Here is an 11,996-nt window from a genome sequence, read left to right as displayed (position 1 = left end):
ATGGCATTGCTTGACGCCCAAGATCACCCTGCCCATACTTGTCGAATAAGCAAACCCTTGCCCCGACCACGCGCACACAGAACATGACCTCCATCCTGCTGCTGAAGTTACTACTGGTTCCCTGCCTGATTTATTTGGTGACGCTGGCCGGACGCAAATGGGGTGCCGGCGTGGCCGGCTGGCTATCCGCCTTCCCCGTCATTTCCGGGCCGATTCTGCTGACCATCACACTGGAACAGGGGCCGGCATTTGCCGCCACCGCCGCGGAAGGCACGCTGCTGGCGGTGGTCGCCATCCTGGTCTTCAGCATCGCCTATGCGTGGGCTTCCGGCCGCTGCGGCATCGCCGGGTCGATGCTGTGGGCGATGGCGGCGTACGGCCTGGCGGTGGCGGGATTGAACGCACTCCATCCGCAACTGCCGCTGTGCTTTGGACTCGTCATCGGCGCATTGCTGCTGTCGCCCCGGCTGTTCCCCAAGGCGGCGCTGCCGGCACAGGCCAGCGCCGCCGGCACAGGCGCCAGCGATGTCCCGTGGCGCATGATCGCCGGCGCCCTGCTGGTGCTGACCGTGACGTTTGCCGCATCACGCATCGGGCCGCGCCTGAGCGGATTCTTCGCCATGTTCCCGATCATGAGCACGGTGCTGGTGGGATTCTCGCACGCGCGCTCGGGGCGCGCCTTCGCCGTGGCCCTGCTGCGCGGCATGGTGTACGGCTATTACGCGTTCGCCGTGTTCTGCCTGACGATAGCGGTCACGCTGCGCCAGGGGCCGATCCCGCAGGCCTTCGCTTCCGCCTTCTGCTGCGCGCTGCTGGTATCGCTGGGCGTGAAGCGCCTGATGTCTATTGCGGCGGGAAAGGCCCCCAAGCTGGCTGCCTGACGTTGCCGTCCTGCGCGCTCAAACGCTGCTTGACGCGGCCGTCCACCGACACCACCGCCAGCGATTTGCGGCCGGCCGCCTCGGTGGCGTAGATGATGTACTTGCCGTTCGGCGCAAAGCTTGGCGACAGATCGTCGGTGCTGTCGGACAGGCGCTGTTCCTGGCCGGTGGCCAGGTCCATCACGTACAGCTGGTAGTTGCCGTCGCGCAGAGAGATATAGGCCAGCGTCGCGCCGTCGGGCGAGATGCGCGGGCTGATGTTGTAGCTACCGGCGAACGTGATGCGCTTGGCCTCCGTGCCGTCCACGTTCATGCGGTAGACCTGCGGGCCGCCGCTGCGGTCGCTCACGAAGTAGAGGCTCTGGCCGTCGGCCGAGAACTGCGCTTCGGTGTCGATGGCCGCGCCGGTGCCGTCGGACACGCGGCGCAAGCCGCTGCCGTCGGCATTGACGATGTAGATCTGGGTATGGCCATCCTTCGACAGCGACACGGCCAGGCGGCTGCCATCCGGCGACCACGCCGGCGACGAGTTGCTGCCCTTTTCGTTGGCGATGACGACGCGCGTCTGCGTCGCCAGGTTCTGCACATACACCACCGGTCTTTTCTGCTCGAACGATACGTAGGCAAGCTTGCCGCCATCGGGCGACCAGGCCGGCGAAATAATCGGATCGCTGCCGCGCCGGGCCGTCTGCTCGCCTTCGCCGTCGACATCGGCCACCACCAGCTGATAACTGCCGCCCTCCTGCTTGACGTAGGCGATGCGGGTGGCGAACGCGCCGCGCACGCCGGTCAGCTTGAAGAACACATCATCGGCGATCTTGTGCGCCGCCAGGCGGGCCGCCTGGCCGGACACCGCCTGGTCCTGGCGTGACAACTGGCTGGCCTTGACGGTGTCGAACAATTTGTAGCGCACGTCGTAGCGGCCGTCGGCCAGCGTCGACACTGTGCCCACCACCAGCGCATCGGCGCCCTTGGCCTTCCATCCCGCGTAGTCGATGTTGTTGACGTCGGCGATGGTGCCGGCGTCGATCACCTTGAACATGCCACTGCGATCCAGGTCGGCCCTGATGATGGCGGAGATCTGCTGCGGCGCCAGCAGCTCGTCGGCGAAGCCGGCGACTGCGACAGGAATCTGATTGCTGCCAACGCCGCTGATTTCAACCCGCATTTGCGCTTGCGCGCTGCTCATGGTCGCGGCCATGGCGGCGTAGAACAGGTAGTGTGTCAGTTTTTTCATAAGTTGATCATCATACGCAAATTGTGCATCTCCTTCCAAGCTATCGTAGTACTATCGTCGCTGCATTCCTCGATTGCTTTTCCTTCATCCGATAGGTGATAGAAATGGACAATTCCCCAGGTAAGCAGGTGCATATCGATCGCTGGCAAAAGAACCGCCAGAAGGCTTTCAAGGTAGTACCCGAGGATGGCAAGACGTTCCGCTATCTGGGCAAGGAATTCCTCGTTTTCCCGAATACGTTCTGGCCTTACACGGACAGCCAGCCGCTGGTGCGCAGCCTGCGCGTTCCGGCAGGCGGCAGCGTGCTCGATGTCGGCACCGGCTCCGGCGTCATCGCGGTATTCGCCTGCTACGCCGGCGCCGCCCGCGTACTAGCCGTCGACATCAATCCCGCAGCGCTGAAAAGCGCCCAGCACAACGCCGCCGCACATGGCTTCGGCGAGACGATGGAAGTACGATATTCCTGCCTGTTCGACGGCATCGGCAATGAGCAGTTCGACGTCATCACCGCGAACCTCCCCTTCCGCAACAAGGATGCGCCCGATGTGGTCGCGCGTTCGCAATGGGACACGGACTTCCGCACCAACACCCAGTTCTTCGAGCAGGCAGACAAATATCTGAAACCGGATGGGCGCATCTACTTTGCGCACTCCAATTTCGGCGCGGTCAAAGAAGTGCGCAAGCTGGCCAAGGACAATGGCTTCGGCATGCGCCTGCTGGCACGCGTCAGTGCGGACGAGACGAAAGAATTCTACGGGTTCCTGATCCAGAGAATGCGTCAAGCTCCGCGCGTATGAACGACGTACTGCACACCATCGCCAACTTGCGCGCTGTGCCCCCTGCGCCGTGGCGCAATCTGGTGCGGCGGGTTGCCGTTATCCTGAGCAGCTCACGCGCGGGGTCCAGCCTGATCAAGCACCTGCTGGCGGAACATCCCGACATCGCCTCGCTCGACGGGGAAATTGAACCCTACCTGGCACTCACGCAAAACGGTTTCGGCATGCACTCCGACAGCGACGCCGTCCACACGCTGCTACAGCCGGACGCATTGGCCGATAACATCTTCGCCGAACTCAACGTCCCCAGTCCGACGCTGCCGACTGCGGAGCAATTACAAGTCCGCTGGCAACGGCGCCTGCTGCTGCAGTTCCCGCTGCTCTTCATCGATCCGGCACAGCAGCGAAACCTCGGCGACGCGCTCGACGAAGTCCTGCACGCTCTTTGCCGGGACAGCAGGCAGCAGACGGATAGTGCGCTCCAACGTGCGATCCTCGCATCCGTGTTTCGCGATCAGCCGTGGCGCATGAATTTTTACGATGCGCAGCAATCATCGACGCAACGTGATTTGCAGCTGGGCGCGAGCGGCTACTACGACGAGCAACTGAAGCTTGAAGAGCCGCCCTTCGTGCTGCCCCGCAGCTATCGCCGCCAGTTCACCGCCGACGATGCAGCCAACAAGATCCTGCTATTCAAATCGCCGAGCGATGCCTACCGCATCGGCATCTATGAGCAGCTGTTTCCACAAGCCGAGATCCAATACATCCACCTGAGCCGGGGCTATGCGCAGACGGTCAATGGCTTGATGGATGGCTGGCTGTCGCCCCGGGGTTTCTTCTCGCACGACATGGTGCGGACCGGCGCAGCGTTGCAGATACGCGGCTACTCCGACGCCACGCCCTTCGGCCGGCGCTGGTGGAAGTTCGACCTGCCGCCCAACTGGCGCCAGTTCACCCAGGCTGACCTGAGCGATGTATGCCTGAACCAATGGCTGGCATCCCATGAAGCGATCCTGGCCAGCCGCGTGCCGGCGCTGCGCCTGAGGTTCGAGGATTTCATGGAACGGCCGGCGGCGCAGTTCCAGCGCATCGTCGAAATGCTTGGCTTGTCCGGCCTGTCGCTGCCCAGCCAACTGCCGGTCACCATGGCTACCGACGCGCCCAAGGCGCTGCGCTGGCGCAAGCGCGAACAGGCCTTGCTGGACATGGGCCAGCGCCAGTCCGTGCAGGCGATGATGGCGCAGCTGGGCTACTCGATGAATCCGGATACATGGACATGAACAATCGCTTGCTGGTGCCCTTCCTGCTCGGACAACGTCGCGACGGCCTGCGCCGCGCCGCCGGGCTCTCCGACCATGACTGGGATATCGTGGACGTGCCCGATTTCGCGGACGTCACGGTGCATGACCCCAACGAGAAGTTGCGCAGGATGGGCAGCATCTACGCAGGGCTGGCGGAGCGGGTCAGCCGGATCGCCGCTGCAGGCAAGGTCCCGGTCAGCATCGCCGGCGACTGCATGTCCACGCTCGGCGTGCTGGGCGGCCTGCAACGAAGCGGACGCGAGCCGGACCGGATTTTATGGCTCGATGCCCACGGCGATTTCCATACCTGGGAAACCACGCAGACCAAATATCTCGGAGGCATGCCGCTGGCGGTACTGGTGGGGCGCGGCGACCGCCGCAAGCAAGGCCGCGATGCGATAGGCGCGATGCTGGCGACCATCGGCGTCATGCCCTTCCCCGAAGAGCGTGTGGTGCTTTCCGATGCGCGCGATCTCGATCCGGGCGAGCTGGAAGCGGTGAGAAGCTCCGGCATCGTCTGCTGCGCCATCGATCAGATCGGCGAGCACCTGAAGCCGGGCGAGCGTTTGTACCTGCACTTCGACAGCGACGTGATGGACGCGGAAGCGGACATCCCCGCCTTGAAATACCACGTCAAGGCGGGACCGAGTTTCGACGACATCGCCGCGCTGTTCCGCTCGCTGCGCGGGCCGGACATCATCGCGGTATCGGTGTCGGCCTGGCATGAGGAAAAAGACCACGACAACAAGGCCGCGCTGGCTTGCCTGGCGCTGCTGGGCGAGCTGGAGTCGTCCATCGAAAAATAGTCGGGAACTCGCTCTCGTTAGCACCCGGCGCCTGCGGTCGCGCAAAGCCATTGCTTTACTGGCGGACGATCCAGGCGAGTAAACACCTGGGTGCCGTCAACGCAGAAATCCGTTTCCCTCTTGGACATTATGCCGCTAGAGATGGCGACAATCCCATACGGGCCCTTCTCCCTCCCATCAAGATCGCCGGCAAAGAGTGGGCCGCCAGAATCTCGCCCACAAATGTGCGCGGTCCTTTTTGATATGTCGAGAGACAAATCAAGAGACACGACTTTCTCACCGGCGGATAACTTGTGAGCCTGGGTTCCAACCTCAAGCAAGGTGCCCCCCATAGGTTGGGCGGCATTGGTTACACCATAGCCGGCAATAGTGTATGGTTCGTTACCGATGTCGGAGATTTTTATAGCAGTTAGATTGGGTTTGAAACCAAGGCCGCTCACATTTATTAAAGCAATATCGTTTCCCGCGGTAATGAAGGCGAGCATGTCGGCATCTGTATTCGGGAGATCGATCCTCTGAGATTTCTGTATCCAAATCAAATCCAGCGCTTTTAATCTCAGCATTCCTGCACTTTGCGTGCCGCCATAACCGTAGATGGTTTCCTTGCCACCAAAGTAGGGAACGTACACGCCCAATGCGCTACTGTCGCTTGAAAAGCCAATTAGGCAATGCGCTGCGGTAAGAAACCACTGTTCATTGACTAAGGTACCTGAGCAAAAAATTTCTTCGTGGGTGCCATTCAATTTAGTGAGGGCTCCCACGACGTTGAAGCGCTGCTTACAAACCGTGCTGTTGATCCGCTTTGCAGTTGCATCATAGCTTCCGTCGCCGGAGTTCTTAGGACAATCGTCTGGCGCCATTTTCTTGGGGTTGTATAGATACGGGATTGAGCTGCCATCACGCTTAAAGACTGATGCGAACGCCGTTGCCAGCGCTTTTATCTGGCGCTCGTCCAGTTTTCGGCGGTTGGTGGCGATGTCTATCAGCGCTTCCTTGCTAATCCCTGGAACGACCTGCGCGAGATTGGCATCTGGAATCCCACTGCGCGCAAGATTGTAAAGCCCTAAGCGAGGGACAATGACATGATCGAGACTGGGGCTGGTGCTGTGAGCAAGGTCAGCCTCTTTCTGGACATCGCCGGATAAAGCTGTCAACACATCCCGGTTTTCGATGGTCTGCAGGACCTCTCGCGTTTCGGCCCGAAATGGTTTATTTAACAGGTAAGCGCGATCTTTAGCTAGAAGGCGTTCTGTCACGAGCGGCATTGAGATCGGTTCTGCGGCTGCGGTGGAGAATGCGAGCAGCATCAACGGCAGGATCAGCTTTTTCATTGCGCACGCTCACTCAGCAATTTTTCCAAAGCCTGCCGCTGCTTTTCCGTTTCGATTTTCTTTTCCAGCAATTCGGCAGTCTTGCTCTCTGCATCGATCTCTTGCTGAACTTTGTCCTTACCGCCGAGGCGAGCGAGATCCAGCGCTTGCTGTTTGCTTACCAGGCTAATTTGGTAGTCGAGTTGAGCGATCTCCGCGGCCTTCGCTGCCTTAGTGGCGGCATCGGTGGCGTCAGCTTTTGCTTTTTCAGCCTTCGCTTTGAGATCCCGGAGCACAGCGTATTGGGCGGTCAGATCCTTGACTGCTGCACTGCCTCTTTCCGCCGCAGATTGTGCAGTGAAGTCAAGTGTAGAAGGCGCGCCATTCTCCACAAAAGCAACTTTGAGGGTGTTTTTATCGAAAGTGCCATTGTCCAAGGTTAATTGCCCTTTGGGACCCAACTGGGCAAACAATATGGAAACATCGCCGTCGACAGCATGCCTGATGCCTTTGTTGATGTTGCCGTCTTTGGTAATGCCATAGGCAGCTATACGAGCAGACGCTGGCCATCGATAGATGAGTCCAGTTGCGCTCTGTATAGTTGGCGCAGCACCAGCGTCAGTTGAGGAAGACTTTTTCGGCGCCTGGAAATCTGCCCCATCGACGTTAGTCAGGCAAACCCACATGCTGGAGGATTCGACCTTTGTCTTCGCCTTACGGAGCGCTTCCACCTCCGCAGTGGTTAAGGAATCGTCGATATATGAATTAATGAAGACAGCAAGCGGGGCAGTGACCTTTTGGCATAGTTGTCCGGACTCTTCTCCTCGCCGTGGAATCCATTGCAAATTCACAGTGCTGGTGAGGCGTTTGGTCAGCGCAGTTTGCTGCTCGACCAGTGCGGGAGCAGTTAATTTGGCTTTGCCGTACACCTTGTCCAATTTGTCGAATTTTTCCTTTGCACTTGTAACGTTGGCCTGAAGCTTCTTATCCGTCGGGCTCTCCTTGAGAGCGGCTTGCGCCGCTTCCAGCGCTTGTTTTGCGGCGGCCAAAGCCTCCAATTTTGGCTTGAGGACGGCGTCTTTTTTTGTGGCATCGATGATCGAATCACGTAGACCGGCCAGGTCCTTTATGTTCTTACTCAGAGGGGCAGGACACTCTGACAGGGGATCACCTGTGGGCCCGGTTGCTGCGATACCTAGCGGTGCGTAGACCGCCTTCGCGACGTTTATTACTGCAGATGCCAGATTGGCCGTGACTTCAGCAGTCCTGTCGTCGATGTCGGCATTCACAGTCTTAATCATGCCTGACGGATACCACGCTAAATTGGCGGTAGTGATCTTCATGGGCGAATTAAGCTTGCTATAGTCGATCACGTATCGTTCTTGAGGATCCCCGACAGACGATGAGGTAATTTTCGCACTCACCAGTTCGCTTTCAAACCGCCAATCTTCATCAGGCAAACCTTTGTACGCTACGCCGCACTGAGCAATTCTGAAGGTTGCGGTAATGTCCAATTGGGTAGCAGGGAGTTGGTAGATAGCACCACTAGGGATGGAATCTGCCTCGGGAGTAAGCCGGGAGACAGACAAGGAGGTGTGACAACCGGCGAGTAGGGATACAGAAAGAAAGATCCAAAACTTAGACATGGTTTGATCCTTAAGTTTGGGGAAATGATTGAAGCAAATAATTGTGTTTTTAAAATCATCCAAACAATGTTACGAGAAAATTTGGATTCTTTTCAGATATATTTTGCTATGTTGCTAACTATATTGATGTGATAATTTGATAGATATTTGTGTTCAAAAAGGATCACACTGGAGGGTTTGTAGGACTATTCCTACGCTAAATCGCTATCCGGAATTTTCCTGTTACTTCTTCTGTGAGCGATCTGGTGGGAATGTAAGCGCCGCGCATCCCGTTCAAAAAATATCTTTAAAAATCGCTTGCTATTCAATAGCACACGATCTATAGTGTGGTCATGGGCGCGGCAAACAGCGCCGGATAGTAGTACGAAGTAGCTAGCGATTTAATAGTCAACTAAGTATTCTCACTCACTGAAAAGGAAATATCATGTCGATCCAACAAGTTCTGTACCGCGCAAACGCTAAAGCAACCGGTGGCCGTGAAGGCCGTGCTGTCTCCTCCGACGGCGTGCTGGATGCCAAACTGACCACCCCGAAAGAACTGGGCGGCGCCGGCGCCGTCGGCACCAACCCTGAGCAGCTGTTCGCTGCCGGCTACTCGGCCTGCTTCCTGGGCGCGATGAAATTCGTCGGCGGCCGCGACAAGATCGCCGTACCGGCTGACGTGTCGGTCGAAGGCACTGTCGGCATCGGTCCTATCCCTACCGGTTTCGGCATCGAAGTCGAACTGAAAATCTCGCTGCCAGGCCTGGACCGCGCAGAAGCCGAGAAACTGGTCGCCGCCGCCCACATCGTGTGCCCATACTCGAACGCCACCCGCGGCAACATCGACGTGACCCTGACCATCGTCTAAGCGATACAGCCTCCCGCCGAAAGGCCGGCGCCCTCCAAGGCGCCGGCCTTTTTTCACATACAATCAGTGTTTTGAACCGCATCGGGACACGCAATGATTGAGTGGCAATGGCTGGCATTTGAAGACATCCCCCGCCAGGACTGGTACGAAGTACTGCTGCAGCGCCAGCAGGTGTTCATCCTGGAGCAGACCTGCCTCTACCCCGACATCGACGGCGCCGATCCGCAGTGCCATCACCTGATGGCGTGGCGCGAGATCGACGGCAAGCGCACGCTGGCGGCCTATCTGCGCTGCGTGCCGCCGGGCGTGAAGTTCGATGAGATGTCGCTCGGCCGCGTGCTGACCACGCAGGCCGCGCGCGGCAGCGGCATCGGCCGCGAGCTGCTGGCCAAGGCGATTCCGCTGGCCGAGGCGCTGCATCCGGGCCACGCCTTCCGCATCGGCGCGCAAGCCCACCTGGAAAAATTCTACGCCAGCTTCGGCTTCAAGACCGTGACCGAGCCTTACGACGAAGACGGCATCATGCACATCGATATGGTGCGATGAGGCCCGTGCGTTAAAACGTCAGCATGAAGCGCGCGCCGGCGCTGACCGAGCGCGCGTAGCGCACCGTGCCGCCGTTGGCGTGCACCAGGTGCCGCACCATCGCCAGGCCTATGCCCCGGCCCTGCTTCTTGGTCGAGAAGAACGGCGTGAAGATGTGCGCGGCCAGCGCCTCCGGCACGCCGGGGCCGTTGTCCGACACTTCGATGCGCAGGCGGCCGCCCCGGCTCAGACGCGCGCACACCTGCGCCTCCGGCGCCTTGCCGGTGATGGCTTCGGCCGCGTTCTTCAGCAGGTTGATGAGCGCCTGCTCCAGCTGCCCCGGATCGATCATCACCGCCAGCGACGCCGGCTCCACCGAAAACACCACGCGCCCGCCCAGCGCCTGCCACTGCGGCGCGAGCAGCATGGACAGGCGATCGAACAATTCCTCCAGCAGCACGCGCTGCGGCTGCGCCTGCGCCACGGTCGACAGGCTGCGGTAGCTGCCGACAAAATCCACCAGGCTGGCGGCGCGGCGCGAAATCGCGTCCAGCGCGGTGCCAAGATCGGCGTGGATGTCGGCCGGCAGGCCTTCCCCCGCTTCGTCGAGCAGGCCGCAGGCGGTGCGCGACAGCGAGGCCACCGGGGTCAGGGAGTTCATGATCTCGTGGGTCAGCACCTGCACCAGTTCGCGCCAGGCGTTCAGGGCTTCGGCTTCCAGCTCGCTCTCCACCGGCATCAGCGCCGCCAGGCGCTGGGCCACGCCCTGCATGGTCAGCGCGGCGACGGCAACCAGTGCGCGCTCGACACCGCGTTCCGTGTCGAAGCTGATCAGCTGCCGCTGGCCGGCGGTTTGCGCGGCCAGCAGCTGGTGCAGATCCTGCGGCGCGCTGGCGCGGCCGGGCGCCAGCAGGCGGCGCGCGCTGGCGTTCAGCGGCGCCACCGCACCGGGACCGGCTGAATTCCCGATGCTGAACAAGGCAATCGGTGCGTGTTCAAGGCGCGCCTCCAGTGCGAGCAAGGCGTCGGACAGTTCGCGGCTCGCGGACGGAGTGCCGGTCTGCTGCTCCATGCGCGGAGCGCGGGGCGCCAGGGCGCGCAGGCATTGCCACAGCACGGTGGAGGGGACCAGCGCGGCCAGGCAGCACAGGACGATGCGGCGCGCTTCGGGCGCGGCGGACATCACGTCGGCCACGCCGGTCAGCGCCATCAGGGCGCCGACACTGGCGGCGGCACCCAGCTTGAGGGCGCGTTCAGATGCCATGCTTGCCCAGCTTGCGGTACAGCGCCGCGCGGCTGATGCCCAGCGTCTTGGCGGCGTGGCTGATGTTACCGTTGAATTGAGACAGCGCCGACGCGATGGCTTCGCGCTCCAGCGCATCGAGCGTCATGTCGCTGGCAGCGGCTGCGCGTGCCGGGATCGGGGCGGCGTCATCGCCATCGACAGCGCCGCTGCCGGGCAGACCGAAATCGCTGAGCGCATAGTCGGCGCCCTGCCCCAGGATCACGGCCCGTTCGCAGGCATGACGCAGCGCGCGCACATTGCCCGGCCATTCGTAACGCAGCAGGCCATCCATCGCCGCCGGGCTCACATTGCGCGCCGGCCGCTCGTACTGCAAGGCATACTGCGTCAGGTAATGCGACAGCAACAGAGGAATATCCTCGCGCCGTTCGCGCAGCGGCGGCACGCGGATCACGATGGTGTTCAGGCGGAACAGCAAATCCGGACGGAACACGGCGGGATCGAACAAGCGCGTCTCTTCCAGATTGGTGGCGCTAATGATGCGTACATCGATGGCTTCCGGCTTGTCGGCGCCGATCGGCGTCACCTCGCGCCGTTCCAGCGCCGTCAACAGCTTGGCCTGCGCGGCCAGCGGCATGTTGCCGATTTCGTCGAGGAACAGCGAACCGCCGCGCGCGGCCTGGAAGCGCCCCGCCCTGTCGGCCTTGGCGTCGGTGAACGAGCCTTTGCGATGGCCGAACAACTCGCTCTCAAAAGTCGATTCCGGCAGCGCCCCCATGTCCACCGCCAGTAGCGTGCCGGCCGCGCGGCGCGACAGCGCGTGGATGGCGCGCGCCACCAGCTCCTTGCCGACGCCATTCTCGCCCAGCACCATCACATTCGCTTCGGTCGGCGCCACGCCGGCGATCAAGGCCTTCAGCTCGCGCATCGCCGCCGACTCGCCCATCAGGTCCGGCGCCGCCGCCGTCGGCCCGCGCAGCGCGGCGCGGCGCGCCAGCGCCTGGTCGATGGCGGCCACCAGCCGCGCGTTGTCCCAGGGTTTGGTGATGAAGTCTCCCGCGCCGCGCTTGAGCGCTTCCACCGCCAGCGGCACATCGGCGTAGGCGGTCATGGCGATCACCGCCGGCGGCTGCGGCTGCGCGCGCAGCAGGTCGAGCAGCGCCAGGCCTTCGGCGCCGTCGATGAAGCCGGGCGTGAAGTTCAGGTCCAGCAGCACCACGTCGGGCACGCCCTGCGCCAGCAGGGCCGGCAGGCCGGCCGGGTCGCACAGCGTGGCGACCTTGCCATAGCGCCGCCGCAGCAGCAACTGGGCGGCAGTGGCGACATCGGCATCATCATCGAGTATCAGTACATAGGCGGACATGCAGGCATTCTAGCAGCCGCCAACCGGCTTGGGACCGGCCCTCCGCCACCGTCCGCCG

General features: G+C 61.4%; 11 protein-coding genes. 6 read left to right on the top strand and 5 right to left on the bottom strand.

Annotated features, from left to right (window positions below; genetic code table 11):
- Nucleotides 1-83 precede the first annotated feature (83 nt).
- Nucleotides 84-881: a hypothetical protein gene (locus GEV02_RS09900; protein WP_152837830.1), complete on the top strand. Its 798-nt coding sequence runs from the start codon at nucleotides 84-86 to the stop codon at nucleotides 879-881.
- Here GEV02_RS09900 and tolB read toward each other — a convergent pair.
- Nucleotides 844-2,118 (bottom strand): Tol-Pal system beta propeller repeat protein TolB, encoded by a 1,275-nt coding sequence (gene tolB / locus GEV02_RS09895; protein ID WP_152837829.1) that lies wholly within the window; start codon nucleotides 2,116-2,118, stop codon nucleotides 844-846. The genes GEV02_RS09900 and tolB overlap by 38 nt on opposite strands.
- A gap of 104 nt (nucleotides 2,119-2,222) precedes the next feature.
- Between tolB and GEV02_RS09890 the strand changes: the two genes are divergently transcribed.
- Genes GEV02_RS09890 through GEV02_RS09880 form a run of 3 tightly spaced genes read left to right on the top strand, consistent with a single transcriptional unit; the run spans nucleotide 2,223 to nucleotide 5,001 of the window.
- Complete coding sequence (locus GEV02_RS09890) at nucleotides 2,223-2,915, top strand: methyltransferase (RefSeq protein ID WP_152837828.1); 693 nt, start codon at nucleotides 2,223-2,225, stop codon at nucleotides 2,913-2,915.
- Nucleotides 2,912-4,174 carry a sulfotransferase gene (locus GEV02_RS09885; protein ID WP_152837827.1) on the top strand — a complete coding sequence of 421 codons (1,263 nt, stop codon included), beginning with the start codon at nucleotides 2,912-2,914 and terminating at the stop codon, nucleotides 4,172-4,174. Before GEV02_RS09890 ends, GEV02_RS09885 begins: the two co-directional genes overlap by 4 nt.
- Nucleotides 4,171-5,001 (top strand): arginase family protein, encoded by an 831-nt coding sequence (locus GEV02_RS09880; protein WP_152837826.1) that lies wholly within the window; start codon nucleotides 4,171-4,173, stop codon nucleotides 4,999-5,001. The genes GEV02_RS09885 and GEV02_RS09880 overlap by 4 nt, the downstream gene beginning before the upstream one ends.
- Nucleotides 5,002-5,018: 17 nt before the next feature.
- Here the strand turns inward: GEV02_RS09880 and GEV02_RS09875 are convergent, their stop codons facing one another.
- Nucleotides 5,019-6,332 (bottom strand): trypsin-like serine protease, encoded by a 1,314-nt coding sequence (locus GEV02_RS09875; protein WP_152837825.1) that lies wholly within the window; start codon nucleotides 6,330-6,332, stop codon nucleotides 5,019-5,021.
- Nucleotides 6,329-8,020 carry a hypothetical protein gene (locus GEV02_RS09870; protein WP_152837824.1) on the bottom strand — a complete coding sequence of 564 codons (1,692 nt, stop codon included), beginning with the start codon at nucleotides 8,018-8,020 and terminating at the stop codon, nucleotides 6,329-6,331. The genes GEV02_RS09875 and GEV02_RS09870 overlap by 4 nt, the downstream gene beginning before the upstream one ends.
- 361 nt (nucleotides 8,021-8,381) lie before the next feature.
- On the opposite strand from GEV02_RS09870, the gene GEV02_RS09865 reads away from it, so the two are divergent.
- Both GEV02_RS09865 and GEV02_RS09860 read left to right on the top strand, forming a co-directional pair.
- Nucleotides 8,382-8,807 (top strand): organic hydroperoxide resistance protein, encoded by a 426-nt coding sequence (locus GEV02_RS09865; protein ID WP_008443571.1) that lies wholly within the window; start codon nucleotides 8,382-8,384, stop codon nucleotides 8,805-8,807.
- A gap of 93 nt (nucleotides 8,808-8,900) precedes the next feature.
- Nucleotides 8,901-9,353, top strand: a complete 453-nt coding sequence (locus GEV02_RS09860; protein ID WP_008443570.1) for a GNAT family N-acetyltransferase — start codon at nucleotides 8,901-8,903, stop codon at nucleotides 9,351-9,353.
- 10 nt (nucleotides 9,354-9,363) lie between these two features.
- On the opposite strand, the gene GEV02_RS09855 is transcribed toward GEV02_RS09860, so the two are convergent.
- Both GEV02_RS09855 and GEV02_RS09850 read right to left on the bottom strand, forming a co-directional pair.
- Entirely contained in the window at nucleotides 9,364-10,596 is a 1,233-nt protein-coding gene (locus GEV02_RS09855; RefSeq protein ID WP_152837823.1) for a sensor histidine kinase, read from the bottom strand.
- A complete protein-coding gene (locus tag GEV02_RS09850; RefSeq protein WP_152837822.1) occupies nucleotides 10,586-11,938 on the bottom strand; it encodes a sigma-54-dependent transcriptional regulator in 1,353 nt (450 codons plus the stop codon). The genes GEV02_RS09855 and GEV02_RS09850 overlap by 11 nt, the downstream gene beginning before the upstream one ends.
- Nucleotides 11,939-11,996 lie beyond the last annotated feature (58 nt).

This window comes from Rugamonas aquatica (assembly GCF_009380215.1).
Taxonomy (GTDB): domain Bacteria; phylum Pseudomonadota; class Gammaproteobacteria; order Burkholderiales; family Burkholderiaceae_D; genus Rugamonas; species Rugamonas aquatica_B.
Note: the sequence above shows the minus strand (reverse complement) of the source record. Positions and strands in the feature narration are given on the sequence as shown.